The following is a 25,169-nucleotide window of genomic DNA, read 5'->3' on the forward strand; positions in this document are numbered from 1 at the left end:
CGTCGTCTCAGATTGGGCGGGAAGGCCCTTCGCCGAAGGGTCAGTAGGCGCGCTGGATGGCAAACTCGACCGTTTCGACCAGGGCCGACCGCGCCGCGCTCTGCGGCAGCCGCGCCAGCGAATCGATGGCGCGGCTGCCGTACAGGCGGGCCCGGGCCATTGTGTCGGCGATGGCGCCCGTTGCGTGCAGGCGCTCGATGGCTTCCTGCAGTTCGGCATCGCCATTGGCGCGGCCGGACATCGCACGCTGCCAGAATTTCCGCGCGGCCTCGTCGCCGCGCGCATAGGCCAGGATCACCGGCAGCGTGACCTTGCCATCGCGGAAATCGTCGCCGATTTCCTTGCCCATCGTCTCTGCGTCGGAAACATAGTCGATCGCGTCGTCGACCAGCTGGAACGCGATGCCCAGATTCCGTCCATAGGCCTCCACGCTGGCCTCAGTCGCTTCGTCCTTTTCGGCAACGACAGCCGCGATCTGGCAGGCTGCGGAAAACAGCGCTGCGGTCTTGGCGCTGATGATCTGGAGATAGCTGTCCTCCGTGGTTTCGACCACCCGTTGCGCCGTCAGCTGCTGAACCTCGCCTTCCGCGATCACGGCGGAGGCGTGGGACAGCACCTTCAGCGCCTTCAGGCTGCCATCTTCCACCATCAGTTCGAACGCACGGGAAAACAGGAAATCCCCCACCAGCACGGATGCCTCGTTGCCCCAGATGGTGTTGGCCGTCGCACGGCCTCGGCGCAGATCCGAACCATCGACCACATCGTCGTGCAGCAGGGTTGCCGTGTGGATGAACTCAACGGCGGCCGCCAGTTTGTGATGGCGTTCGCCCTGGTAATCGAGCGCGGCCGCGCAGCCAAGCGTGAGCATCGGCCGCATCCGCTTGCCGCCGCCCGCGATCAGATGACCTGCAAGTTCGGGAATGAGCGCGACAGGGCTCTGCATCCGGTCAAGGATGACGCGGTTGACGGCATTCAGGCCCGGTGCCACCAGCGCCATCAACGGCTTGAGGCTGGGCTTGTCGGGCCGGAGCGGATGGACGGTGGCAGTCATGTCGGCATGGCGCTAGGCCAGCCGGAACCGAATGGGAAGGGGCTTCATGTCGCATGATCAAACCGGCGCCGGTCGGCTCGGCGAATTTCGGCGGTCGATCGACAATATCGATGCGGCGCTCGTGTATCTGCTGGCGGAACGGTTCAAGGTCACCCAGAAAGTGGGGGCCTACAAGGCGGAAGCCGGCCTGCCGCCGGCTGATCCCCGCCGGGAAGAGGAGCAGATCGCCCGGCTGCGGCGCCTTGCTGTCGAGGCTGACCTGGACCCCGAATTTTCGGAAAAATTCCTGCGCTTCATCATCGACGAGGTGATTCGGCACCACAGCCGCGCGGGTTCCGGCGAAGCCTGATCGCCTCGCTTCAGAGCAGCCAGTCGATCGGCAGCAGAGACAGCGCCTTCACCGCCAGGCGCTGGTGCAACCGGGTTCCCGGCTCGACTTCATGCGCAATGGGCCCCTGTGGTGTCTCCTCCACCCAGACGAGATCGCCACCGGGCGACAACCTGACTTCATAGGCCCGCGCGCGGATGTCGGCCGCGAACAGTGTGTGCAGCTGATCCGCCAGCCGGGGGCTTTCCACAAGAAACCCAAGCTCCGTGTTCAGCGCGACGGAGCGGGGATCGAAATTGAAGCTGCCGACGAACAGGCGCCGGCCGTCGACGGCCAGGGTCTTGGCGTGAAGCGAAGACCCGCTGGACAGGATGACCGGGCGGCTTCCCGGCCGGCTTCCGATGCCCAGTCGCAGTCGCGTGCGGTGGTTGCGGGGTTCGGATTTCAGCTCCCACAGCCGCACGCCCGCGCGCAGCAGGGCCTTGCGGTGGCGCGCATATCCGGCATGGACGGCCGCGACATCCGTTGATTCCAATGCGTTCGTGAGCACATCCACCTCGATTCCCCGGCCGGCGGCCGCGACAAGGCCGGCCGTCCCCAGCCGCCCAGGCACGAAATAGGCCGAGATCAGGGACAGCCGCCGGTCCGGGGGACCGACACGGGCGACCAGTTGATCCGCCAGCAATGCGCCCCGCTCCACCCGTCCTTCGCTCTTGGCCGGATCGTCGGACAGCATCGACACCATGGCCCATTCCAGCTCTGGTCCCTGCGCCAGCCCGGCGCCCGGCAACAGGCTTTCCTGGATGGCCGCCGCATAGCCCGCCGCACCCGGGCGGGCTGCCTCTTCCCCCAGTTTCCGGCGCAGATCCGCAAGGGCGCCCTCGGTCGGGGGCGGCAGGATCGAGGCCACTGGATAGCTGGATTGCGCTGACCAATAGAGATCGAAATCCGCGGAAAGCTGTGGAACCACGGGCCCGAATGCCAGCAGATCCAGATCTTCGAACTCGCTGCCGCGCGTGGCGCCAAAATATTCGTCGCCCACGTTGCGCCCGCCGATGACGGCGGCCGCCCCATCCGCAATGAAGGCCTTGTTGTGCATTCTCCGGTTCAGCCGGCGAAAATCCATGATGTAGCCGACGGCCTTCGGTCGTCGGATCACGAAGGGGTTGAACAGCCTGACTTCGATTTCCGGGTGAGAATCGAGCGCGGACAGATCATCATCCAGCCCGGCCGTGCCATTGTCGTCCAGCAGCAGGCGCACGCGGACGCCCCGGTCTGCCGCGTCGATCAGTTCGCGCATCAACAGTCGGGCGGAGACATCATCCTGCCAGATGTAATATTGCAGATCGAGGCTGTGATCCGCCGCACGGGCCAGCCCCGCGCGCGTGGCGAAGGCGACCATCCCGTCTGACAGAAGCGCGACCCCGCTGCGCCCCGGATGAGCGGCGGCTTCGTCCGCAACGGAACGCGAAAGCCGGCTGTCGGCTGCCGGGAAGGCGTGGCTCTCTTTTCGATCCGGAAGCTGCGGAAGTGGATTCAGCAGCTTGAGGACAAGGCCTGCGAGCAGAATCAGCGCGCCCGTGAGAAGGATCAGCTGGAGCAGCCCCATCCGCCGATAAGATGGCCGACGGCGGGCCTTGTCAACGCGGCCGCCGAAGCCCCAGCTTCACCCAGACGGGCAGATGATCCGAGGCGCTTGCCGCCAGGGGGCTTCGATGAACGCCGCTATCGATGGCGTCTACATCATCCGACAGGAAGATCCGGTCGAGCCGGGCCAGCGGCCGTGTGGCCGGGAAGCTGGGGCCTGTATGCACAAGGTGATAGTCTGCCGCGAAGTCAGCGATGCAGCCGGCGGATGCCCGCCATTCGTTCATGTCACCCATCAGCACCGTGGGCATGGCTTTGCGCCGGGCGATCATGTCAAGAATGGCATGCGCCTGTCTGCGGCGCATCAGGCCTGACAGGTCCAGATGCATGCCCACGACACGAACCGGCGCACCCGCCACGTCAAATTCGGCCAGGACTGCGCCCCTGGGTTCCAGCGCCGGGATCACCAGCTTTACGCGGTCGTGCAAGGTCATCCGCGGACCGGCGAGAATCGCATTGCCGTGCCAGCCGATCGAGGCGGGCCGGGACTCGAAGGGAACGGGCCGCCAGCCATGACTTGCCATGAGATCGACCGGCAGTGCGGTCGCCCGCGATCCAAAGCGCCGATCAGCCTCCTGAAGGACGACCAGATCAGGTGCCAGTTCGGCAAGGACGGCAAGGATTCGCTCCGGCCGACGAACCATGTCGCCGCCGACTGCCTTGCGGATATTGTAGCTGGCGGCGAGGAGGGAGACGCTCAGGCTCGTCTCCCTTCCGGTTCTCAGTGCCGGTCGAGCCCGGCGATGGCCGCATCGGTAAGGCCGGCGAGATCCTTCGCGCGGGCGGTCAGAAGGGCTTCCGCGGCCTTCACGGTGATGTCCGCCGCGCGGGCGCGGAGCTCGGCTTCAGCGCCACGCGCCTCGGCTGCGATCCGATCTTCGGCAAGCTTCGTGCGACGGGCAATTGCCTCTTCCGCGTCCACAGCCGCCTGTTCGACTATGCGCTTCGCTTCGGCTTCGGCGTTGGCAAGCGTTGCCTTGGCCTGCGCTTCCGCTTCCGCCGCTTCGGCGGCGGCCCTGTCCTTCAGCGCCTGGGCTTCGGCCTTCAGAGCGGCGGCTTCGGCCAGGTCGGCCTTCACCTTGTCTGCCTGGCCGTCCAGGCCCTTCAGGATCGCGGAAAAGGCGCCGACCTTCCAAAGGATCAGTACGAAGGTCAGGAATGCCAGTCCGACGATCGCATAGCTGTCGAGCCCGAGCACCGTTTCATGCGCAGCGGCATGTTCCGCTTCGGCCACCGTGCCGGGCACGGCTGCCGGCGCATCGGAAACTTCCTGGATGTCTGCGGTGGTTGCAACAGTCTCGGACATCAGGCTGCCACCTTCTTGACGGCCTTGGCGGCCTCGTCACCCGAGATTTCAAGCCCCGAGATGCGTTTCACCAGATCGACCGTCGCATCTGCGGCGATCCTGTCCAGTTCCGCAACGGCCGCTGCCCGCTGGTCGGCAAGCGACCTGGCGGCGGCCTCTGCCTTCGCCTCGAGCCCGGCATCCACGTCAGCCAGCTTCCGCTGCGTCGCAGCGGTTGCGGCGTCCCGGGCCTTGCCAGTGACGGAGAGGGCGCTCGCGCGCGCCTCCGCCAGCACCGTGGAACCGCCGCTGCTGGCCGCCTCAGCCGCCTGATGAGCGGCTTCGGCTTCCTTCAGATCGGCCGAAATTCGGGCCTTGCGGTTTTCCACCACCCTTTCGACGCGCGGGTAAAGCCCGCGCACCGCGAGGTAGAGAAGGCCGAACACGACCGTCAGCCACAGGATCTGCGGCAATGCCTGGGAAAAGTCGAACTGGGGCATCTCGGCCTCCGCTCAGCTGTTCAGGATCAGACCGCGAACAGCAGCAGCAGGGCGACGAGGAACGCGAAGATGCCGAGAGCTTCCGTCACGGCGAAGCCGAAGATCAGGTTCGGGCGCTGGCTGTCCGCAGCCGCCGGGTTGCGCAGGGCGCCCGACAGGAACGAGGCGAACAGGTGGCCCACGGCGATGGCGGCGAAGCCCATGCCGATGGCGGCAAGCCCGGCACCGATGAACTTTGCGGCTTCTGCGTCCATGTGATCAGTCCTTTCGAATGAAACTCAGTGAAGATTGCCCAGGCAGGATTGCCTAGTGGAGATTGATCGAGTCGTTCAGATAGATGCAGGTCAGCAGGGCAAACACATAGGCCTGCACCACCGCCACGATCAGCTCGAGGCCGTAGAAGGCCACGGTCATGAAGAAAGGCAGCACCGAAATCGCTGCCAGAATTCCGCCGGCAGCCCCCAGCGAGATTACGAAGCCCGCGAACACCTTCAGCAGGATGTGGCCCGCCGTCATGTTGGCGAACAGACGGATGGAAAGGGTCAGCGGCCGTGACAGGAACGAGATCAGCTCGATCAGCACGATCAGCGGCATCAGCACGATCGGCGTGTTCTGCGGCACGAACAGCGAGAAGAAGTGGAGGCCGTGCTTCACGAGCCCGACGGCCACGCACACCAGGAAAATGAGCGCCGCGAAGGCGAAGGTGACCACGATGTGGCTGGTCACGGTGAAGCTGTAGGGAAACAGGCCAACCAGGTTCGCGACCAGCACGAACATGAAGAGCGAGAAGACGAACGGCACGAACGCGCGGCCCTTGGGCCCGATATTCTCTTCGACCATCCCGGAGATGAAGCCCGTGACCCCCTCCAGCGCGGCCTGCCAGCGGCCCGGCACGATCTGCGGATTACGGCTGCCCAGCCAGAAGAACAGCAAGGCAAGGCCAAGGACGATCAGCATGAACAGCGAAGCGTTGGTGAACGCCGCATCGGCGCCCGCCACCGTCAGTTCGGCGTAGCGCTTGATCTCAAACTGCTCGAGCGGATTGGCCACCGTTGCGCTTTCGTTTCTAACCTTGGTCGTCGTTCAATTTCCGGAGCTGTGCCTCTCGGACAGCCCTGGCCTCGGCATTCACAGCCTTCAACAAGTTCCAGAAGCCCGCCGCAATTCCCAGGAAGAGGAACAGCAGAAGCATCCAGGGCCCTGTTTCCAGCCAGCGGTCCAGAAGCCATCCGATCCCACCGCCGACCATCGTGGTCGCCGCAATCTCGAACGCATGACGGGTGCCCTGGGCCAATGCCGTCGAAGCCGCCTGTCGCGCCTGAGGCTCATGCCTTGCCTTTGCTGCTTCCAGTCGGGCCTCGAGTTTGTCGAGGTCTCGCTTGTCGGCAGGATCGGGCAAGGTGGTTGGCCCTTCGCGTTCGAACAGGTCAGCCATCGGCGGGTATGCGCCTAGGGCTCCGCAGGCCCGCTAGAGCCGCCGAAGCGGGGTTCCGTTAGAGCCCCGCCGCGCGGGCGTCAAGCTGCGAGGTCAGCCCGCCGGGACCGGCCTCCGCCTCAGGCTGCGACAAGCTGTTCAGCTTCGCGCAGTTCCACCGAGACAAGCTGGCTCACGCCGGGCTCGCCCATCGTTACTCCATACAGCCGGTGCATGGCTGCCATGGTGACGGCATTGTGCGTGACGATGAGGAATCGCGTGTCGGTGGTGTCCGCCATGTGTTGCAGCAGCCGGGTGAATCGCTCGACATTCGCATCGTCGAGCGGCGCATCCACTTCGTCCAGCACGCAGATGGGCGCGGGGTTGGTGCGGAACAGCGCGAAGATCAGGGCCACGGCGGTCAGCGCCTGCTCTCCGCCGGACAGCAGGGACAGCGATTGCAGCTTCTTGCCGGGCGGCTGCGCGCGAATCTCCAGCCCCGCTTCCAGGGGATCGTCGCTTTCGATCATGGTCAGCTCGGCCGATCCTCCACCGAACAGGGTCACGAACAGCTCGCGGAAATGGGCGTCCACCTCGGCGAAGGCCGTCATCAGCCGCGCGCGCCCTTCCCGGTTCAGCGTGCCGATCGAGCCGCGCAGTCGGTTGATCGCTGTTTCCAGTTCCTGCCGCTCGCGCGCCTGCTCCGCCAGGACGGCCTCGATCTCGGCCAGTTCGATATCGGCCCTCAGGTTGACCACGCCGATTCGCTCACGCTCGGCCCGCATGTTCTGCAGCCGCTGCTCCAGCTGGGCCGCGTCTTCGCCGGATGATGCCGCCAGATCGGACGGGGCCACGCCAAAGCGTTCGCGCGCGTCGGCAATGAGCGCAGCCACCTTTTCGCGCAATTGTTCCGTGCGCGCCGCGAACGTCGCCCGCGCTTCCCGGCCGTCGGCGACGCGCGCCTCGGCAGCCCGGGCCTCACGGTCGAGTTCGGTCTGCGCGAGTTCGCCCGCCATCACCGCCTCCGCCGCGGCGGTGCGCCGGGCTTCGGCGGCGGCGATGTCCCGGTCGAGGATCAGCAGTCGCGCGTCTAAGGCGTCAGGTTCCGCCACCAGAGCGGTGCGCTCGTCCGCAAGCCGGGAAACGCGCGCGGCCAGAGCCTCGGCGGTCGCAGCCGCATCCCTGTCACGGGCCTGCCAGTCCGCCAGCTCCCGCTGCAAACGGGCGATTCGCGCACCGGCCTCGGCCAGGTTGCGTTCCAGCCCGGCGGCCGTCGCACGGGCCTGGGCCAGCAGCGCCCGCGTCCGTTCTGCCGCCGCGCGCGCGGATGCGACGGCTTCGGCAGCCCTGGTCGCATCGGGCAGTCGGGCGATGGCGGCGGCGGCCTGTTCCGCGTCGGTGGCCGCACTTGCGCCTTCGGCGGACAGCCGCTCGATGGAGGCCTCCATCGCGCTCACCCTTGCTGCGGCCTGGGCCTGAGCCGCCCGAAGGCCCTGCAGGCGGCCCGACAACTGGTCCTTCAGCCGCTCCGCCTCCGCCCGATCCGTCCGGGCCTTGCGCTCGGCGCCCTGAGCCCTTGCCAGCATCTCCTTCTGCGCAGCCAGTTCGGCCTCGGCCGCCTTCAGCCTGGCGCGCGGCGCATCCAGCGCCCCGGCAATCTCCCGCCGCCGGTTGTCCTGTGCCAGCGCTTCGGCAACAGCCGTCGCCTGGCCGCCGGGCGGCGCGACAAACCCGTCCCAGCGCCAGAGCCAGCCAGCCCTGGAAACCAGACGCTGACCCGGCTTCAGCGCCTTCAGCATGGCGGCATCCGGAGCCTGATCGACCACACCCACCTGAGCAAGGCGCCGTGCCAGTTCATCGGGCGCCGTAACCTGCCCCGCCAGCGGGATGCAGCCAGCGGGAAGCGCCGGGTCATCCGGCTGCGTACCAAGCCGCAACCAGTGACGGGCCGGCTTGTCCGGCGGGCCCAGCGCCGCGTTCAGGTCGTCACCAAGCGCGGCAGCAGCTGCGCCTTCGAAGCCGGCCGCGGCCGAAATCGCCGCGCGCGCGGCGGCCGCCGCCGTCCCCTGTTTCGCGCCTTTCAGCCGATCAAGCGCGGCCGCCTCGGCTTCCAGGCTGGTCACTTCGGTTCGTGCGGCCGCCAGCGCGCGCTCGACCATGTCGGCCGCCTGCCGCGCCGCCTGCGCTTCGCTCTCGGCCCGGGCGATGGCGGATGCCGCCGCCTCGGCGTCGGCCGTTCGCGCGGTCAACTGGGCCTCCGCCTCGGCCAGCTGCTGATCCAGCTGCGCGCCGCTGCCGCCCGCTTTCAGCCGGTCCAGTTCAGCCTGCAGCCGCCGCTGCTCACCATCCAGACGTTCGGCCCGGACCCGCGCGGCTTCAGCCTGTGCGCGCACGCTTCGGGCTTCCGCCAGCAGCGCGGCATGGGCTTCCACGGCGGTTGCAAGCGCCCGTTCGGCCTCAGTCGCGGCCTGTTCCGCCGCCCGGACCTCTTCCCCCTGCGGCCCGATCGCCTGCCCGGCTTCGGCCTGTACGGCCAACTGGCCCTCCAGTTCCTCGGCAAGGCGGGCCTGCGTCGCAGCCGAATCGCGCGCGCGCGCGCGTTCCCGCTCGGAATCGGCCGCCGCATTCTCCAGCGCGGCTGCAAGATCCTGCAGGCGCTTCACCAGCCCCTGCCGCTCGGCCACCAGGGTCGCGCGCTCGGTCGTCAGCCGCTGCACCGTCGCAGCGAGTGCGGCTTCGGCCTGCCGCTTCGCCGGCAATCCAGCCGCGGCGTCCGCCTGCGCAGTGGCAGCCCGGGCGGCCGATTTCACGGCTTCACCCAGCATCGCGTCGGCCTCGCGCAGGTCCCTTTCGGATGCCTGCAGGGCCTCGACCGCCGCCGCCCATTGCTGGCGCAGAAGCGCCGCCTCAGCGGCCCGGATCCGGTCGGACAGGTCGCGATACCGCTGCGCCGATTTCGCCTGGCGCCGCAGGCCCTGGGCCTGGGATTCCGATGCCTGCATCACATCGTCCAGGCGAACCAGATTGGCGTCGGTCGCCTTCAGGCGAAGCTCCGCCTCTCGTCGGCGGACGTTCAGGCCCGAGATGCCGGCGGCCTCTTCCAGCAACTGGCGCCGTTCCTGCGGCTTGGCGTTGATGATGGCGGCGACCCGGCCCTGGCTGACAAGCGCCGGCGAATGCGCGCCAGTCGCCGCATCGGCGAACAGAAGCTGCACATCCTTCAGCCGGACTTCACGTCCGTTCAGCGAATAGGAAGAGCCTTCGCCGCGAACGATCGCGCGCGACACTTCGATCTCTTCGTCGGCGTTGAATTCGGCAGGCGCGCGCCGGGCGCGATTGTCGAGCAGCAGCCGCACTTCGGCAAGATCGCGGCTGGGCCGCTTCGCGGTTCCGGCGAAGATCACATCGTCCATGCCGGAGCCGCCCGCGGCAACGCGCAGCGAGCGGGCCGAGCTTTCGCCCATCACCCAGCGCAGCGCTTCCAGCAGATTGGATTTGCCGCATCCGTTGGGGCCGACAACGCCTGTCAGCCCCTCCCGGATCAGCAGTTCGGTGGGCTCCACGAAGGATTTGAAACCCGAAAGGCGCAGCTTCGCGAACTTCATGACCGCAAGCCGCGCCCCATCGTCAGAGGGCGTCCTTGATCTTCGGTTCCAGTGCGGCCCAGTTGGCGACACCATCCAGCTTCTTGCCGTTCAGCAGGAATGTCGGTGTGCCCTGAACCTGATAGGCGTCGATCGCAGCCTGTTGCCGCTTGCCCAGCGCATCGAACGTCGCCTGATCCGCCATGCAGGCGTCGAACTTCGCGCCGGGCAGGCCCTTCGTGCGCGCGAATTCGTTCAGCTTCCCGGCATAGGCAAGGCCCTTGATCTGCTCGCCGGGCGCCAGGTTGCGAAGCGGCGCGATGTCGGCGTCCGTCAGCTTGGTGAAGGGTTCCATCCAGGCCTCGGCGTTCGTGTACAACTCGTTCGCCCAGGTGAAGAAGCGGTCGGGCCCTTCGCAGATGGCAAGCTTCGTCGCCGCAAAGTCATAGATGTTCAGCATGAAGGGCCGGAACTCGTAGGAAACCTGGCCGGTCTTCACATAATTGGGTTTGAACGTCGTCTGCGCTTCCTTGTGGAAATCCCGGCAGTGGGAACAGGTGAGCGACGCGAACTCGACGATCTTCACCTTCGCATCCGGATTGCCCATGCGGAAGCCGCCCTCGGGCGTTTCGACGACGGTCTGCGTCCAGTCCTTCGCGACGGGTGCGGCCGTTCCTGTCTTGGCGGTCGGGGCTGCGGTGGACGTTCCCGAATCACAGGCAACCAGCATGAGCGTGGTTGCAAGGAGAAGCGAAGATTTCAACATGTTGGACATCAGGGGTTGAACCTTACCATATCTAGGGGGTGTGGCAAGCAAACTGCCTGTGGATGACTCAGCGCTAGACCAACTGCCGGCAGGCGCAAGGCCTCAGCGGAAACGGGCCGGCAGATAGGGGGACGGATCAATGCCCGCGTAGTGCGCCTCGACAGGCTTGCCCAGCAGCTGCGCCGCCCCGATCGCGGCTGCGGCAGGTGCCGTCTGGATGCCCCAGCCGCCCTGCCCCGCGCACCAGTGAAAGCCCGGCATGGCCGGATCAGGCCCCAGGACGGGCTGCCGATCCGGCGCGAAGTTGCGAAGGCCCGCCCATTTGGAGGCAAGGCGACGGATCGGCCAGTCACACATCTGCTCGAAGCGATCCAGCGCGATGGCCATGTCCATCTCATCCGGCTGGACATCGTGCGGCACATCCGGCGTTTCATCATGCGGCGAGATCCACAGCCGGCCGGCGTCGGGCTTGAAATAGAGCGAGCCGCCCGCATCCATCACCACCGGCATGTCGGCCGGCGCGTCGGGGCGCACCTCGGTCACCACGATGGTGCGTCGCAGCGGCTGGATGCCGATGGGGGCGACGCCTGCGGCTTCCGCCACCTGATCAGCCCAGGCACCCGCCGCATTCACGAGCGTGCCGGCCCGGAATTCCCCCGCCGCCGTTTCCACGCGCCAGCCGCCGGACTGGTGGACCGCCTTCGAAAGACGCGCATCAGTGATCAGCGCCGCGCCAGCCTTTTTCGCACTTCGCAGATAGGCCTGGTGCAGCCCTGCCACGTCGATGTCCGCGCAGCCCGGCTCCCAGATTGCTGTCTGCGCCCATTCCGGCTTCAGGAAGGGCATCAGCCTGTGAATGCCTTCCGGCCCCAGCCGCTGATGGGCGACACGGCCGTGGCGGAACTCTTCTTCCAGGGCCTTGAGCGTTCCCGGCGCATCGATATGGCGGATATGCAGCGCGCCGCGCGGCGAGACGATCGCGGTCTCGGCAAAGCCCTTCGGCGGACATTCGAAAAAGCGCCGCGAGGCCGTTGTCAGCGGCTGGACGGTCGGCCCGCCATAGGTTTCGGCATAAAAGGCCGCCGAGCGCCCGGTGGTATGATAGCCGGGCTGACTTTCGGCCTCCAGCAGGCCGACCTTCAGGCCGGGTTCCGCCACCAGCAGCGCATGGGCAAGCGAAGCGCCCCCGATTCCGGCGCCGACGATCAGGATGTCGAACTGGGTCATCCCGTGACTTCTAGCGCGAAGCTGCGGATCTTTCCCAGCGCTTCCTGCAACTGGGGCTCCGCCTCTCGCAGAAGTTCGTGCGCCGCCGCCGGCACGACATGGGTCCGGCAGTCCGCCATGCGCGTCGCCACGCGGATCGCCGCCTTGTTGTCCACCAGCCGTTCCTTCGCGGCGAGCATCATCAGCACCGGCAGATCCAGCTGTTCCAGCGGCTGGGCGTCCAGTATCCGCTGGCTGTCCGCAAAGGCCTTGATCCAGCCCCAGCTGACCCCACCGGTCGCCAGCTCCGGGTGGGCGGAAACCCAGCGCCCCTCATCCTCGAAATGGGCACGGCTGCCGGTCAGCAGAAGCTGGCGCGCCGGCGCCTGCTGGATCGGGCCATAGGGGGATTGCCCCCAGGCGAAGTCCGCCGCCTTGCCGCGCAGCACCTGGATCGGGGCAAGCCGCATCGCCGCCGCGCGCATCGCGACAGGCCCGCCAAGGCCATAGAAGGGGGCTGCCAGCACCAGCCCATCCAGCTCGGCCCGGAACGGCTTGTCCTTCCGGCCGGGATCGCTTGCCCATCGCGTCAGCAGATGCCCGCCCATGCTGTGCCCTAGCGCCAGCCAGCGCGGCCCGGGCAGCGATTCGAGCGCCCAATGCGACAGTTGATCCAGATCGGACAGCCAGGTGTCGAAGCTGTCGATATGCCCGGCCCCCTTGTCATTGAGGCGGGTGGAGCCGCCCTGACCGCGCCAATCGAAGCTGGCAATGGCAAACCCCGCGTCGTGCAGGTGCCGGATGGCATCCGCCCATTTCTCATGAAAATCCGCGCGGCCAGTCAGCAGCAGCAGGTTGGAAACGGGGCGATCGTGCGGCAGCAGCAGCGTCCGGATGAAGGCGCCGTCCGCCATCCTCTCCCGCCCGATGAGGGCGTTTGAGGGAAGGTGGAACAGCGGCTCGTTCATGCCGCCCCCACGACCCCTGATCGGGCCAGGTCCTCTATCGCCTGCGTATCGAGGCCAAGTTCCGACAGGATTTCGCGGCTGTGTTCGCCCACGGCCGGCGGTGGGCGGCGATAGCTGGGGGGCGTTGCCGTCAGCGCCAGCGGCTGGGCGACCGTGCGCACCATGCCGAGGGCGGCATGTTCCTGTTCGACGACCAGCCCGCGCGCCCTGGACTGCCCGCTTTCCAGCGCCTGCCTGACCGTGGCGATGGGGCCCGCCGGGACCTGCGCTTGGGAAAGCAGGTCGAGCCACTCCGCGGCCGGGCGGGTCTTCAGCACCGCCTCCACCATCGGCACCAATGCCTCCCGGTTGGCGGAGCGGGCGGCGCTGGTTGCGAAGCGTGGATCCTCTGGCCACTCCGGATGGCCCACCAGCCGCGCAAAAATGCCGAACTGGTGATCATTGCCGACCGCCAGCGCGATCGGGCCGGTCGCCGTCGGGAAATCCTGATAGGGCACGATGGAAGGATGCTGGTTCCCCATCCGGCCCGGCTCCACCCCCCCCATCAGCCAGCTCGACGCCTGATTGGCGAGCCAGCCCAGCGTCACGTCGAACAGCGCCATGTCGATGTGCTGGCCTTCGCCGGTTCGTTCCTTGTGGCGCAGTGCGGCCAGCATCGCTGTCACCGCCATCATCCCCGTTGTCAGATCCGCGACGGCAACGCCCGCGCGCAGGGGGCGGCCGCCCCGCTCACCGGTGATGTCCATCAGGCCCGCTTCCGCCTGGATCATGAAATCATAGCCCGCCCGGTGGGAATCGGGGCTGGAATGGCCGAATCCGGTGATCGAACACCAGATCAGGCCGGGATGGACCTTGCGGATGGTCGCGTGATCCAGCCCGAAACGCGCCAGGTCGCCGCCCTTGTAGTTTTCCACCACGATGTCGGCCCAGGCGAACAGGCGATGCAGCACCTCGCGCCCTTCGGGCTTGTGGAAATCCAGCGCCAGGCTGCGCTTGTTGCGGTTGCAGGCGAAGAAATAGCTGGCGTCCCCCCGCGAACCATCGCTGTTCGTGGTCCACGGCGGGCCCCAGCTGCGGGTGTCGTCGCCCTTGCCCGGCCGCTCCACCTTGATCACATCGGCCCCAAGGTCGCCCAGCATCTGCGTGGCATAGGGCCCGGCCAGCACCCGCGAGAGGTCCAGCACGCGGACACCATCAAGGGCGGACTTCATTTGCGTTTCAGCGCCGCCTGGGCCGCCGCGAGACGGGCGATCGGCACGCGCCAGGGCGAGCAGCTGACATAATCCAGGCCCTCGCCCTCGCAGAAATCGATGGTGGCGGGGTCGCCACCATGTTCCCCGCAGATGCCCAGCTTAAGCGCCGGTCGCGCGGACTTGCCGCGTTCGGCGGCCAGCTGCACCAGTTCGCCAACGCCATCGGTGTCGAGGCTGACGAACGGGTCGCGCGGGTAGATTCCGGCCTCCACATATTCCCCCAGGAAGCGGCCGGCATCGTCCCGGCTGATGCCCAGCGTCGTCTGGGTGAGGTCGTTGGTGCCGAAGCTGAAGAATTCGGCGGCGCCCGCGATGTCGGCTGCGCGAAGCGCGGCGCGCGGAAGCTCGATCATGGTGCCCACATGATAGGGCAGCGACCGGTCGGCCGCTTCGAACACATCGGCGGCCACCCGGTCGATGATCGCCTTCACGATCTCAAGTTCGCGGCGCGTGGCCACCAGGGGCACCATCACTTCGGGGGAAACGCCGCCGGGAATCGCCAGCGCCGCCTCGAAGATGGCGCGGGCCTGCATCTCCACGATTTCCGGATAGCTGATCAGCAGGCGGCAACCGCGATGCCCCAGCATCGGATTGGCCTCGTGCAGGTCCGACACGCGGCGGCGGACGGCGGCAACCGAAAGGCCGGTCGATTCCGCCACTTCCGCAATTTCAGCCTCGCGCTGGGGCAGGAACTCGTGCAGCGGCGGATCCAGCAGGCGGATCGTCACCGGCAGGCCTGCCATGATGCGGAAGATCGCCTCGAAATCCGAACGCTGCGCCGGCAGCAGCCTTTCCAGCGCCGCGCGCCGGGTCCCCTCATCGGCGCCCAGGATCATGGCGCGCACATGCACGATGCGATCGGCGCCGAAGAACATATGCTCGGTGCGGGCAAGGCCGATGCCCTCCGCCCCGAACCGGCGGGCGGTGGCACAGTCTTCCGGCGTTTCGGCGTTGGCGCGCACCTTCATCCGCCGGTGCGCATCCGCCCAGCCCATCAGGCGGGCGAAGTCGCCGGAAAGCTCGGGCTGAACGGTCGCGACGCGCCCTTCCATCACCTCGCCAGAGGCGCCGTCCAGCGTCAGGATCGTGCCTTCGGCAAGCTCGCGGTTGCCGATGCGCAGGATGCGCTTTTCAAGATCGATTGAAATGCCGCCGGCGCCGGAAACACAGGGGCGGCCCATTCCGCGCGCCACCACGGCGGCGTGGCTGGTCATGCCGCCCCGCGCGGTCAGGATGCCGCGGGCCGCATGCATGCCGGCAATGTCCTCAGGGCTGGTTTCCAGCCGCACCAGGATCACGTCCTCGCCCGTCGCCGCGCGGCTGTGGGCGGTTTCGCTGTCCAGCACGATCGCCCCGGATGCAGCCCCCGGCGAAGCGGGCAGGCCCACCGCCAGCACCTTGCGATCCGCCTTCGGATCCAGAGTGGGGTGCAGCAACTGGTCCAGCACGGCGGCGTCCACGCGAAGCACCGCCTCTTCCGTCGTGATCAGCCCTTCGTCCACCATGTCGCAGGCCATCTTCAGCGCCGCCTTCGCGGTGCGCTTGCCGCTGCGGGTCTGCAGCAGCCACAGCTTGCCTTCCTGCACGGTGAACTCGATGTCCTGGCAATCCCGGTAATGCGTCTCCAGCTGCTCGAACATGCGGGCCAGTTCGGCAAACACCTCCGGCATGGCTTCTTCCATCGAAGCCGCCTTCGCGCCCGCCGCCTGACGTGCGGCCAGCGTGAGATATTGCGGCGTGCGGATACCCGCCACCACATCCTCGCCCTGGGCGTTGATCAGATATTCGCCATAGATGGCGCGCTCGCCCGTCGCCGGGTTGCGGGTGAAGGCGACGCCCGTGGCAGAGGTTTCGCCCATGTTGCCGAACACCATCGCCTGAACGGTGACGGCGGTGCCCCATTCCTCGGGAATGTCGTTCAGGCGGCGATAGACGGCCGCGCGTTCGGATCGCCAGCTGCCGAAAACGGCTGCAACCGCGCCTTCCAGCTGGGCGACGGGATCCTGCGGGAAGGGCTGGCCCGTCTCCTTCAGGACGATCGCCTGATACAGCGCCACAAGACCCTTCAGGTCGTCGGCCGTCAGGTCGGTATCCAGTGTCGCGCCCTTGTCGTCCTTCAGGATCTCAAGCGCGTCCTCGAACAGATAATGGTCAAGGCCCAGCACCACGTCGGCATACATCTGGATGAAGCGGCGATAACTGTCCCAGGCGAAGCGGGGATTGCCGCTGCGGGCCGCGAGGCCTTCGACCGTGCTGTCGTTCAGGCCAAGGTTCAGCACCGTATCCATCATGCCCGGCATCGACACCCGCGCGCCGGAGCGCACGGAAACCAGCAGCGGGTTGGTGGCGGACCCGAACACCATGCCGACAACCTGCTCGATATGGGCAAGGCCCGCCGCCAATTCGGCCTTCAGCGCATCCGGCAGACGCGCCCCGGCCTCGTAATATTGCGCGCACAGCGGTGTGGGAATCGTGAAGCCCGGTGGCACCGGAAGCCCGATGCCGGCCATTTCAGCAAGATTCGCGCCCTTCCCCCCCAGATGCGCCTTGCCCAGCCGGTGGGCCGAAGGCGCGCCGCCGCCGAAGGGAATGAGAAGGCGCTGGGGCATCTGGGTTCTAACCTTCCAGTTTGGAGAAATCGGCGACGCGGTGCATCGCGTCCCGTATCCCGGCCAGCAGGCCGAGGCGCCGCTTGCGCACAGCCGGATCCGGATCGTTCACGGTCACGTCCTCGAAGAAGCGGTCCACAGGGGCCCGAAGAACGGACAGGCGCTTCATCGCACCTTCGAAATCCTCCCGCGCCAGCAGTGCGTCCACCTCGTCGAACAGCAGCACGCCAGAGGCGCCCTCTGCGCGGGCGAATTGGGCGGCGAGGTTCTTTTCCGTTTCCCCGACATAGGGGCTTTCGAGGGCGGCGAGGTCCAGCGAATAGGCCGCGCCGTCCTTCTTCTCCTCCGCCTTCAGGATGTTGGCGGCGCGCTTGTGGCCCGCGATCAGGTTCCTGCCGTCGTCCGTCTCCACGAACGCCTGCAACGCCTTCACCCGCGCCAGCAGGCGGACCAGATCATCCTCTCCGCCCAGCGCGAAAACGGCGTCGATCAGATCGTGGCGAACGCCCGCCTCGCGCTGCTGGACCTTCAGGCGATCAGCGAAGAAGCTGATCAATTGGCTGGCGTCCTTCGCCCCGGCTGCCCGAAGAAGGGGATCCAGCGGAATGCGGCGGTGGCCCGAAACCAGCATGTCCAGCACGCCAAGCGCAGCACGGCGGAGCGCGAACGGATCCTTCGAGCCGGTCGGGCGGATGTCCACGTTGAAGAAGCTGACCAGCGTGTCGACCCGATCCGCCAATGCAACGGCCACAGGCACGCAACCCTGCGGCACCGGCGCATAATGTTGCTTCAGCGCCTGGACGATGCCCGGTTCTTCACCCTGCACCTCTGCCAGATAGCCGCCGATCACGCCCTGCAGTTCGGGGAATTCGCCCACGGTTCCGGTCGTCAGGTCTGCCTTCGCCAGCCGCGCGGCGCGTTCCACAACATCAGGATCGGCATCGGGGAAGTGGTTCTCCGCCAGCCAGCGCGCCAGCTTCGCCACCCGCTCCACTTTCTCGGCCATGGTGCCCAGCTTCTCGTGGAACACGATATCCTTCAGCTTGGCGTTGAAGCTTTCCAGCGGCTTCGCCCTGTCGTTCGCCCAGAAGAATTTCGCGTCCGACAGGCGGGCGGAAAGCACCCGCTCATTCCCCGCCACGATGGTCTGTCCGCCGTCTGGCGCCGCCAGGTTTGCCACGCAGACGAAGCCGGGAGCAAGCCAGCCCTGCGCATCCTCCACAGCGAAATATTTCTGGTTGGTGGCCATCGTCAGCTGGATGATCTCGGGCGGCACCTCAAGGAAGGCCGGGTCGAACCGACCCAGCAGCGGCACCGGCCATTCCGTCAGGCCCGCATTTTCCGCCTCCAGCCCGTCATCGGGGCGCAGTTTCAGCCCGGCGGCCGCGGCCGCCCGTTCGGCCCCTTCGCGGATGATCCGCCGCCGCTCGTCGGTAGACAGGATCACGAACACCGCCTTCAGCTGGGCCTCGTAGGTGGCGGGGCTGTCGATGGAGACGGGATCCGCCCCCCCCATGAAGCGGTGACCAAAGGTTTCCCGACCGGATTGCAGGCCAAGCGCCTCGAACGAAACGGTTTCGCCATCCAGCAGCGCCACGATCGCGCGCAGCGGCCGCACCCAGCGCGGGCTGGCGGTGGACTGGCTCGCCCGGCCCCAGCGCTGGCTCTTGGGCCACTGGAACCCGGCGATCAGCGCGGGCAGCTTCGCGGCAAGGATGTCCGCCGTCGGCCGCCCTTCGCGGGCAAGGTTGGCGAACAGGAACACGCCCTTGCCGGTGTCGCGCGCCTCAAGCTGCTCACGCGAGAGGCCGGTGGATTTCAGAAAGCCTTCGATGGCCTGCGCGGGTGCATCCGCGCGCGGACCTCGCCGTTCTTCGGAAACCGCTTCGCTGGCCGCCGGCAGCCCGTGCGCGATCAGCGCCAGGCGGCGCGGCGTGGCGTGGGTTTCAACCGCGTCCGCCTTCAGCCCGGCTTCGGTCAGCAGCGCCCCGAACTTCTCGCGCAGCTGCTGTGCGGCCGCCGGCTGCATCCGCGCCGGAATTTCCTCGCTGAACAGCTCTAGCAGGAAATCAGGCATGAGTTGCCCCCTCCCCGCGCGGCAGAGCCGCGCCTCCCTCTCCCGGACCAGGGGCGGGTGAGGCCGCCGTCTCCTTCGCTACATACAGGTCGGCCACGGCCTTCACCAGGTCGCGCACCCGGCCGATATAGGCCTGCCGTTCCGCCACCGAGATCACGCCGCGCGCATTCAGCAGATTGAACTGGTGGCTGGCCTTGATCGCCTGATCATAGGCCGGCAGCGGCAATCCTGCTTCCACCAGCGTCCGGCACTCCTCCGCACTCTTGCGGAAGGCATCGAACAGCGCCTCGGTGTTGGCGGCCTCGAAATTATAGGCGGAAAACTGGCGCTCATTCTCCAGGAACACGTCGCCATAGCTCAGGCCGTCATTGTTGAACGGCAGGTCATAGACGTTCTCGACGCCCAGGATATACATCGCCAGCCGCTCCAGTCCGTAGGTGATCTCCCCGGCGACCGGCGCGCAATCATGCCCGCCCACCTGCTGGAAATAGGTGAACTGCGTCACCTCCATCCCGTTGCACCAGACTTCCCAGCCCAGCCCCCAGGCGCCCAGCGTCGGGCTTTCCCAGTCATCCTCCACGAAGCGGATGTCATTCTGCTTCAGATCGATGCCGATGGCTTCCAGACTGCCCAGATACTGGTCCAGGATGTCGTCCGGCGAAGGCTTCAGGATCACCTGATACTGGTAGTAATGCTGAAGCCGGTTCGGGTTTTCGCCATAGCGCCCGTCGGACGGGCGGCGGCTGGGTTGCACATAGGCGGCCTTCCAAGGCTTCGGCCCCAGCGCGCGCAGCGTGGTGGCGGGGTGGAAGGTACCTGCGCCCATTTCCATGTCATAGGGCTGAAGGATGGCGCAGCCGCGCGCCGACCAGTAGGCGTGGAGCCTCAGGATGATATCCTGGAAGCTGGTGGGTGGTTTCGTGCTCACATGCGGCGAGTTAGCGAGTGCAGCACGAAAGGGAAAGAGGAAGAACCGCCGGCGGCTGCGACATGCCGGCCATGTGACACGCATGAGTGTCTGCGACTATGGCGAAGCCGATGCCGTTCGTGCGCACCCTGATTCGTGACCATTTCGCGCTGCTGCTGCCGCTCATGCTGCTCGCCCTGTTCGTGCGGGCGCTGGTGCCGCAGGGCTATATGCCGGCATCGGGCGACGAACGGCTGTTCTCCATACGGCTATGCTCCGCCATGTCGGCCGGGCAGACGATCGACTTCGCGGTTCCGTCCGACCGGCACGATGGGGAACAGGGCAAGTCCGCCGACACGGCCTGTGCCTTCCAGTCGGTGGGTCTGGTGGCGCTGGGCGCGGTTCCGGGGCCTGTCCTGCTGCTGCATCTGCGCCATGTGCTGGCGCATGGCCTTGCCCCGACAAGCCCTGTGCGCATCGCGCGCCCGGCGGCCCCGCCGCCTCCCGCCACAGGCCCGCCCGCCATCCGTTGACCGGCTGAACACCGGCGGCTCCGCCGCCACACAGACCTTTCATCGGAAGATCCGCATTCATGAAACACTGCATGTGCGCATTGCGCGCCAGCCTTCTTGTATCCGTCGCATTCGCCACACCCGCCCTCGCCCAACAGGCGCCGGACGACGAAGGCCTTGCCCATTCCGTGGGAATGGATACCGCACCGGCCAGCCTGTCAGGCCAGCCCCTGACAACACAGACGCTGACAAGGGATCGGCTGACGCAGCGGCAGGCCGGAAGCAGCGACACCGCGGCCCTGCTGGCCGAACTGCCCGGCGTCAGCGCCCGCACCGGCGGGGGCTTTTCATCGATGCCGGTGATCCGCGGCCTGACGGAACAGCGGCTCGGCATTCTGGTGGATGGCCAGCCCATCGACAGTGCCTGCCCCAACGACATGAACACACCGCTGTCCTACACTGACCCGCAGACGATCCAGTCCGTCACCGTGATCACCGGCGTGTCGCCTGTCAGCCTTGGCGGGGATTCGATCGGCGGACTGATTCGCGTGGAAAGCGCCCCGCCGCGTTTCGCGACCGGCGATGCCCTGCTGGTGACCGGCCGCGCCTCGGCCTTCTACCGCTCCAACGGCAACGGCCTTGGCGGCGCGATCGGCCTGACGCTCGCGAACCGGCATCTCAGCGCGACCTACAGCGGATCCTATGTCCAGTCCGACAATTACAGCGCCGGTGGCGATCTGGGCCGCGTCCGCTCGAGCGAATATGCCAAGACGGATCATGCGCTTGCCCTCGCCTGGCACAACAGCGCCGGCCTGTTCCATCTGAAGGGCGGATACCATTTTTCCCCCAGGGAAGGCTTCCCCAACCAGCATATGGACATGACATCCAACGAAAGCTGGTTCCTGAATGGCCGCTATCAGGGCTCGTTTGACTGGGGCACCGTCGATTTCACCGCAGGCTATCGGGATACCGATCATGAAATGAACTTCCTGGCGGACAAGGGCGGAACCGCCGATGGCGGCATGCCGATGAATACCGAAGTGCACAGCGCCAATGCGGGCGTGAAGTTCGCGCTGGCTGTTTCGTCGCGCGACACCGCAAGGATCGGCGGAGAGTTCCATCACCAGTGGCTGAACGACTGGTGGCCGCCAGTGCCGGGAAGCATGATGATGGGCCCTGACACCTTCATCAATGTGAACGGCGCCACGCGCGACAGACTGGGCCTGTTTGGCGAATGGGAATCCCGCTGGACGGACAGGTTCAGCACAGTCGCCGGAATCCGATTCGATCGGGTGCGGATGAACACGGGTGACGTCCAGCCCTATGGCACCGGCATGATGCAGATGGCCGATGCGATGGCCGCCAAGGCCTTCAACGCGGCCGACCGCAAGCGGGCGGACAACAACTGGAGCGGATCGCTGCTGGCGAACTGGGCGGCATCCGACCGCCTCACACTGGAGCTGGGCTATGCCCGCAAGGTGCGGTCCCCCAACCTCTATGAACGCTACGCCTGGGGGCGGGGCACCATGTCCAGCAGCATGATCGGCTGGTATGGCGACGGCAACGGCTATGTCGGCAACCTGGACCTGAAACCGGAACGGGCCGATACGCTGAGCGCCGCGCTGTCGATGGGCGGAGAGGCGCAAGGCTGGGCGCTGAAGATCGCCCCGCACTATACCCGCGTCCACGACTATATCGACGCGACGTTCCTGAAGGCCATGACCGACATGATGGGCATGCCGACCGGCTTCGTGCAGCTGCAGTTCGCCAACAAAGAGGCCGAATTCCACGGCGTGGACCTGTCCGGCGCCGTCACGCTGCGCAAGGGCGAAGGACGGAACATAACCCGTCTGACTGGCGCCTTCAGCTGGCTTCACGGCCGGAATCCAGCCACTGCGGCGCCACTCCACCACCAGATGCCGGCCAACCTGCTGCTGGGCCTTGAACATCGGCAGGGCGCGCTGGAACTGGGCGCGGATTTCAACTGGGTCGCGGAAAAGACGCGGGTGGATTCCACCCGCAACGAACCGCGCACCGATGCCTATGCGCTGGTCAACCTGCGGGCGGCCACCACGCTGAAAGGCATCCGGCTGAGCATCGAGGCGACGAACCTGTTCGACAAGGCCTACAGCCTGCCGTTGGGCGGCGTTTCCCTGGGCGACCGCAAGGCCACGGGCGTTCTCCGGCCGGTGCCGGGCGCCGGCCGATCGGTCAACCTGGGGCTCTCCACCAGCTTCTGAGCGGGCGGCCCGGCGCGCAGTCCAGGCACGCCGGGCCCTAGGCCGCCAGGCTGACGGTGACCGGCGTGCCGTTCAGCGCGGCATTGCCGGACAGCGGATCATAGCGCTGCCGGTCCGTCAGGTCGTTCAGGCTGACCCCCGGCCGCGTGGTCGCGACCGACAGCTGCACCCCTTCGCGGCCATGCCCCCAGCCGTGCGGCAGGCTGACGGTTCCCGGCATCACGGTATCGGTGATCTCGGCAGGGGCCGTTACCGCGCCGACCCGGCTGCGGATGGTGACGGGCTGCCCCTGCATGATGCCGCGCGCCTGTGCGTCCTGCGGATGGATCATCAGGGTGCAGCGCTCGGGCCCTTTCAGCAGGCGCTTCGAATTGTGCAGCCAGCTGTTGTTCGATCGGATGTGACGACGGCCGATCAGCAGCAGACTGTCAGGTGCGGCTTCGGCCATGCGGGCGGCGAACCGGTCGAGTTCGGCCGGGATCGCCGCCGGAAGCGCCTTGATCCGCTTGTCTTCGTTGCAGAGCCGTTCCGGCAGGCGGCCGGGTTGCAGTTCACCCAGATCGACCCCGTGCGGATGCGCCTCCACCTCGGCCAGTGTCAGGCCATGCGCGCTCTGCCGCAGCATATGATCCAGCGTATCCCGCGGGTGGCGGATGTTGGGCGTGGCTTCCCCCTGCGCCGCCAGCATCGCGCTGGCCACACCGGCGACGATCTCCCAGTCGGATTTCTCGTCTGCACCCATGGGAAGCAGCGCCGGGCTGTATTTGGCATAGTTGCGCACCGCGATCGCCCCCAGCGAGAGGGCGTAATGATCCTTCTGCAACGGGCCGCACGGCGGCAGGATGTAATGGGCATGACGGCTGGTTTCGGTCACATACATGTCGATGCTGACCATCAGCTCCAGCGTCTCCAGCGCTGCGTCCAGCGCCTGGCCGTCCGGGCAGGAAAGAACCGGGTTGCCCGCGATGGTGAACAGGGCCCGGATCTGCCCTTCGCCGGGCGTCGCGATATCCTCAGCCATGGTCACGACCGGCAGTTCACCCATGATTTCCGGAATGCCGGAAACGCGGCTGAAGAAGCGACCGTGATTGCCCCGGCCCGCCTGTGCGACCAGATCGACACCGGGGTTTGAGAACATCGCCCCGCCCATCCGGTCGAGATTGCCGGTTGCAATGTTCAGCAACTGGATCAGCCAATGGTTCAGCGTGCCGAATTCGGCCGTGGACACCCCCATCCGCCCATAGACGGCTGCCGGGCCGCCTTTGCCCAGCCGCGCCGCGACCGCGCGGATATCGGCTTCCGATACACCGCAATGCGCCGAAAGACCGCCCACGTCGAACCGTCGCAACAGGGCAAGCGCCTCTTCGAAGCCATCCATGATGTCGTTCAGACGACCCGGCCGGATGGCCTGCGCCTCGTCCAGCGCCAGCAGCAGGGCGATCAGGAAGGCAGGGTCGGTGCCCGGGCGGATGAACAGGTGCCTGTCCGCCAGCTCCGCCGTTTCCGTCCGTCGCGGGTCCACCACGATCAGCTGGCCACCGCGCGCCTGAAGCCCTGCAATGCGATGGCGAATGCCAGGCACCGTCCAGACGGAGCCGTTGGAGGCCATCGGGTTGCCGCCGATGATCAGCATCGTTTGCGTCCGGTCAATGTCGGAAATGGGGAACAGGCTGTTGTGGCCATACATCCACAGCTGCACCAACTGGTGCGGAATCTGGTCCACCGTGCCGGCAGACCAGATGGCGCGGGTGCCAAGCGCGCGCTTCAGATGCCCCGTCATCATGCCGACGGAATAGTTATGCGCCGTGGGGTTGCCTACATACAGGCCGCCGGCGCCGCCCCTGTCCCTGATCGAGACGAAACGCGCCGCGATCTCGTGGAAGGCTTCGTCCCAGCCGATCGGAACCCATTCCGTTCCAACCCGTTTGTGCGGGCTTCTCAGCCTGTCCGGATCGGTCTGCAGATCCGCGATCGCGGTCGCCTTCGGGCAGACATGCCCACGGCTCAGCACATCGTCGGGATCGCCCCGGATGGACAGAATGCGGTCCCCCTCGAACTCGACGAGGATGCCGCAATTGGCTTCGCAGATGTGGCAGGTGCGCGCCCGTGATTCCGCCATGATTCAATCTCCCCGCGATCAGACTAGGCCGGCCGCGGGGAGAAAGACTAGCTGACGCTAAAGCGGAGTGTCAGGCAGCGGCGAGGCGGCGCTGCCGCGCGGCCGCGCCGATCATGCCGAAGCCCACGATCAGCAGCGCCCAGGTCTGCGGCTCGGGCACGGCCCCGATCGTCAGATTGTCGATCTGGAAATAACCGCTGGTGGACGGGTTGCCGCCAGGGCCGAAATCGATCTGAGAGACCTGACGGGTGGAGGTGATGCCCCAGAAATTGCCACTGCCCGGCAGGGCATAGAGCTGTGTGCCGCCATCCCCGAAACTGACCAGCGCGGAATAGCCCGAGTTGCTGACGATATCGAGGCCGACCCCGAACACGCCATTGCCTTCGGTGACCGACGTGGAGGTGAAGATCAGCCTGAAGCTCCCGTTGCAGCCTGCGCAATAGCGGCCACCCAGCACGATGTTGAGATTGTTGAAGCCGGTGGAGACATAATCCGTTTCACCCAGAACGGCCGACATGGCGGCATCGTTCTGGACGAAGACATAGCCGGGATTGCTGTAGCTGTCCGTCACGCTGGCGCCCAGCATGTCTTCGAAAGCGGCACGGCTGCCATGGACGGTTTCAACGGCCAGCACCTGCGGCCCGATGAACAGCGCGAACACACCGGCGATCGCCAGTTTGAATTGCATGAATACGACCCCTTC

Annotated in this window: 21 protein-coding genes; 3 read left to right on the forward strand and 18 right to left on the reverse strand. The window is 66.8% G+C overall.

What is annotated here, in order from left to right:
• Nucleotides 1-40: 40 nt before the first annotated feature.
• Nucleotides 41-1,051: a polyprenyl synthetase family protein gene (locus ACW9TV_RS12510; RefSeq protein WP_494303795.1), complete on the reverse strand. Its 1,011-nt coding sequence runs from the start codon at nt 1,049-1,051 to the stop codon at nt 41-43.
• Nucleotides 1,052-1,097: 46 nt separating this feature from the next.
• On the opposite strand from ACW9TV_RS12510, the gene ACW9TV_RS12515 reads away from it, so the two are divergent.
• Complete coding sequence (locus ACW9TV_RS12515) at nt 1,098-1,400, forward strand: chorismate mutase (RefSeq protein ID WP_494303796.1); 303 nt, start codon at nt 1,098-1,100, stop codon at nt 1,398-1,400.
• Nucleotides 1,401-1,410: 10 nt separating this feature from the next.
• Here ACW9TV_RS12515 and ACW9TV_RS12520 read toward each other — a convergent pair whose 3' ends face one another.
• The 15 genes from ACW9TV_RS12520 to ACW9TV_RS12590 all read right to left on the reverse strand — a co-directional run bounded on the left by ACW9TV_RS12520 (nt 1,411) and on the right by ACW9TV_RS12590 (nt 19,616).
• Nucleotides 1,411-2,988: a phospholipase D family protein gene (locus tag ACW9TV_RS12520; protein ID WP_494303797.1), complete on the reverse strand. Its 1,578-nt coding sequence runs from the start codon at nt 2,986-2,988 to the stop codon at nt 1,411-1,413.
• 31 nt (nt 2,989-3,019) lie between these two features.
• The gene (locus ACW9TV_RS12525) at nt 3,020-3,670 is read right to left on the reverse strand and encodes an endonuclease/exonuclease/phosphatase family protein (RefSeq protein WP_494303798.1); all 651 of its coding nucleotides are present in this window, start codon (nt 3,668-3,670) and stop codon (nt 3,020-3,022) included.
• A gap of 77 nt (nt 3,671-3,747) precedes the next feature.
• Complete coding sequence (locus ACW9TV_RS12530) at nt 3,748-4,332, reverse strand: F0F1 ATP synthase subunit B family protein (protein ID WP_494303799.1); 585 nt, start codon at nt 4,330-4,332, stop codon at nt 3,748-3,750.
• The gene (locus tag ACW9TV_RS12535; protein ID WP_494303800.1) at nt 4,332-4,811 is read right to left on the reverse strand and encodes a F0F1 ATP synthase subunit B family protein; all 480 of its coding nucleotides are present in this window, start codon (nt 4,809-4,811) and stop codon (nt 4,332-4,334) included. Before ACW9TV_RS12535 ends, ACW9TV_RS12530 begins: the two co-directional genes overlap by 1 nt.
• 26 nt (nt 4,812-4,837) lie before the next feature.
• Nucleotides 4,838-5,065, reverse strand: coding sequence for a F0F1 ATP synthase subunit C (locus ACW9TV_RS12540; RefSeq protein ID WP_374390200.1), 228 nt, complete (start codon nt 5,063-5,065; stop codon nt 4,838-4,840).
• Between the two features lie 52 nt (nt 5,066-5,117).
• Complete coding sequence (locus ACW9TV_RS12545) at nt 5,118-5,861, reverse strand: F0F1 ATP synthase subunit A (protein ID WP_494303801.1); 744 nt, start codon at nt 5,859-5,861, stop codon at nt 5,118-5,120.
• A gap of 16 nt (nt 5,862-5,877) precedes the next feature.
• Complete coding sequence (locus tag ACW9TV_RS12550) at nt 5,878-6,246, reverse strand: AtpZ/AtpI family protein (RefSeq protein ID WP_494303802.1); 369 nt, start codon at nt 6,244-6,246, stop codon at nt 5,878-5,880.
• 119 nt (nt 6,247-6,365) lie between these two features.
• Nucleotides 6,366-9,830, reverse strand: coding sequence for a chromosome segregation SMC family protein (locus ACW9TV_RS12555; protein WP_494303803.1), 3,465 nt, complete (start codon nt 9,828-9,830; stop codon nt 6,366-6,368).
• A gap of 22 nt (nt 9,831-9,852) precedes the next feature.
• Nucleotides 9,853-10,584 (reverse strand): DsbA family protein, encoded by a 732-nt coding sequence (locus ACW9TV_RS12560; RefSeq protein WP_494303804.1) that lies wholly within the window; start codon nt 10,582-10,584, stop codon nt 9,853-9,855.
• Nucleotides 10,585-10,677: 93 nt separating this feature from the next.
• Nucleotides 10,678-11,802 (reverse strand): NAD(P)/FAD-dependent oxidoreductase, encoded by a 1,125-nt coding sequence (locus ACW9TV_RS12565; protein ID WP_494303805.1) that lies wholly within the window; start codon nt 11,800-11,802, stop codon nt 10,678-10,680.
• The gene (locus tag ACW9TV_RS12570) at nt 11,799-12,749 is read right to left on the reverse strand and encodes an alpha/beta hydrolase (protein ID WP_494303806.1); all 951 of its coding nucleotides are present in this window, start codon (nt 12,747-12,749) and stop codon (nt 11,799-11,801) included. Before ACW9TV_RS12570 ends, ACW9TV_RS12565 begins: the two co-directional genes overlap by 4 nt.
• Complete coding sequence (locus ACW9TV_RS12575; protein WP_494303807.1) at nt 12,746-13,960, reverse strand: CaiB/BaiF CoA transferase family protein; 1,215 nt, start codon at nt 13,958-13,960, stop codon at nt 12,746-12,748. Before ACW9TV_RS12575 ends, ACW9TV_RS12570 begins: the two co-directional genes overlap by 4 nt.
• The gene (gene ppdK / locus ACW9TV_RS12580; RefSeq protein ID WP_494303808.1) at nt 13,957-16,611 is read right to left on the reverse strand and encodes a pyruvate, phosphate dikinase; all 2,655 of its coding nucleotides are present in this window, start codon (nt 16,609-16,611) and stop codon (nt 13,957-13,959) included. The genes ACW9TV_RS12575 and ppdK overlap by 4 nt, the downstream gene beginning before the upstream one ends.
• Nucleotides 16,612-16,618: 7 nt before the next feature.
• Nucleotides 16,619-18,688, reverse strand: a complete 2,070-nt coding sequence (gene glyS / locus ACW9TV_RS12585) for a glycine--tRNA ligase subunit beta (RefSeq protein WP_494303809.1) — start codon at nt 18,686-18,688, stop codon at nt 16,619-16,621.
• Nucleotides 18,681-19,616 carry a glycine--tRNA ligase subunit alpha gene (locus ACW9TV_RS12590; protein WP_494303810.1) on the reverse strand — a complete coding sequence of 312 codons (936 nt, stop codon included), beginning with the start codon at nt 19,614-19,616 and terminating at the stop codon, nt 18,681-18,683. Before ACW9TV_RS12590 ends, glyS begins: the two co-directional genes overlap by 8 nt.
• 98 nt (nt 19,617-19,714) lie before the next feature.
• On the opposite strand from ACW9TV_RS12590, the gene ACW9TV_RS12595 reads away from it, so the two are divergent.
• Nucleotides 19,715-20,128 carry a hypothetical protein gene (locus tag ACW9TV_RS12595; protein WP_494303811.1) on the forward strand — a complete coding sequence of 138 codons (414 nt, stop codon included), beginning with the start codon at nt 19,715-19,717 and terminating at the stop codon, nt 20,126-20,128.
• A 59-nt stretch (nt 20,129-20,187) separates the two neighbouring features.
• Nucleotides 20,188-22,347 carry a TonB-dependent receptor plug domain-containing protein gene (locus tag ACW9TV_RS12600; protein ID WP_494303812.1) on the forward strand — a complete coding sequence of 720 codons (2,160 nt, stop codon included), beginning with the start codon at nt 20,188-20,190 and terminating at the stop codon, nt 22,345-22,347.
• 37 nt (nt 22,348-22,384) lie between these two features.
• Here ACW9TV_RS12600 and ACW9TV_RS12605 read toward each other — a convergent pair whose 3' ends face one another.
• Together ACW9TV_RS12605 and ACW9TV_RS12610 are read right to left on the reverse strand one after the other, a co-directional pair.
• The gene (locus ACW9TV_RS12605) at nt 22,385-24,466 is read right to left on the reverse strand and encodes a molybdopterin oxidoreductase family protein (protein ID WP_494303813.1); all 2,082 of its coding nucleotides are present in this window, start codon (nt 24,464-24,466) and stop codon (nt 22,385-22,387) included.
• Nucleotides 24,467-24,536: 70 nt separating this feature from the next.
• Entirely contained in the window at nt 24,537-25,154 is a 618-nt protein-coding gene (locus tag ACW9TV_RS12610) for a PEPxxWA-CTERM sorting domain-containing protein (RefSeq protein ID WP_494303814.1), read from the reverse strand.
• Nucleotides 25,155-25,169: the final 15 nt, after the last annotated feature.

The organism is Sandaracinobacter sp. T42 (assembly GCF_059115405.1).